This window comes from Campylobacter sp. 2457A (assembly GCF_020135895.1).
In the GTDB taxonomy this organism is placed as follows: Bacteria; Campylobacterota; Campylobacteria; order Campylobacterales; family Campylobacteraceae; genus Campylobacter_D; species Campylobacter_D taeniopygiae.
In genome coordinates this window covers 1-1,585 of sequence record NZ_JACHTO010000061.1, presented here as the reverse complement: position 1 = coordinate 1,585, position 1,585 = coordinate 1, and the positions used below count along the sequence as shown (strand labels likewise).

The window sequence follows — 1,585 nt, the reverse complement described above, 5'->3', positions numbered from 1 at the left end:
CACACTAAGGAGAAAACATGCCCCCAAATTCCTTTATGAATCTTAATATATTAAATTCTAATTCATCTTCCAATCCCCTACCCTTTAAAATCACTAAAGCCATCATCAAAGAAAGTCTTGAAGAACTTTTTTCTATAGAATGTGAAGGTTTTTTTGAAAGTTTAGATGAAAGCTTATTTAATCTAAGTCAAGATTTTAATTTTCATCCTAATGTTTTAATCGATCAAGAAGCCATTTTAAGTATTCATAATCCTTATGAAAACAATACTTTAAATTTTGACACAAATGAAGTTAAAAATTATAAAGGAATTATCACTTATATAAAATATCTAGGCATTAATCATGAAAGCACATCTAATATCAATGATAACTCCTCAAATACTAAACAATTAAAATACAAGCACTTTTTTTCTTTTAAACTAGAATCTGTTTTAAAAAGACTTTCTTTAAATAAAGCCAATCGTATTTATACTCATACTAATATTATAGAAGTGATCAAACAAACCCTTAGTTTTTATCAAGATATATTACACAAGCAAATTGATTATTCTAATATACATTTAAATTATGAAGAGCAAGAACTCATCTCTCAATACAATGAAAGTGATTTAGAATTGATCACAAGATTAAGCCATAATAATGGGATATTTTTTTATGAAGATGAGAATACTATTTATTTTTGTGATGTGTATAAAAATACAAAAACCAAAGAGATAGAATATAATCCTAATATCAATAATACTCTAAATCAAACTTGTATTTCTTCTATCTATAAAGAACAAAGTTTAAGAACTAATTCTTTTACGCATTCTAGTATCAATGCTAACACTCCTTTAAATCTTTTATCTTTACATTCTAATAAAGTTGCTTATGAACAAGAACTTAACAATAAAGCTTATTATAATGAACACTCTTATGAAAGTGAATATTCTTTTACAAAGAATATTGATTTAAAAACCAAACCTACTCTTAAAGAAAAAAGAGCTTTAGTCTTAAATGAAAGCTTCTTAGCAAAAAGTAATATTTATCATCTTAGCTTAGGAGATTTTATCACTTTAAATTATAATCAAAAAGCTAATTCATCCAATTTACTTAAAGACTTTATTATTATTGCTAATACTCAAATTTTAATTGATGATGCTATCTTAGCTAATTCTATTGATACGAATGATCATTTAAATTTAAAAGATTTAAATTTAAGCAAATCTTATTCTAACACTTTAACTTTATTAAAAAAGAATATTATCTTTACTCCAAGCTTTAAAGCTAAACCTAAAGCTCCTAATAGCACTCAAGGTATTGTTATAGGAGAAAGTAAAGATATAGAAAGTGAAAGAAATACTATTTATACTGATGAGTATGGAAGGGTTAAAGTAAGGATTAATCTTTATGCTAATCAAGAAGAATTAGACGAAAAAGAAAGTTTATATCATCACACTCCTTTTTTAAGAGTAGCTTCAAGTATAGCAAGTAATCATTCAGGTTTTTATCATACTCCAAGAATTGGAGATGAAGTGATTATTTCTTTTTTGGATGATGATATAGATAAACCTTATGTAAGTGGAAGTTTGTATAATGGGACTAA

The 1,585-nt window shown here is 25.2% G+C and carries 1 protein-coding gene; it reads left to right on the top strand.

Features of this window, described 5'->3' with window-relative positions:
* Positions 1-17: 17 nt before the first annotated feature.
* A partial coding sequence (gene vgrG, locus H2280_RS08285; protein WP_337216241.1) for a type VI secretion system tip protein VgrG occupies positions 18-1,585 on the top strand: 1,568 nt, incomplete at its 3' end.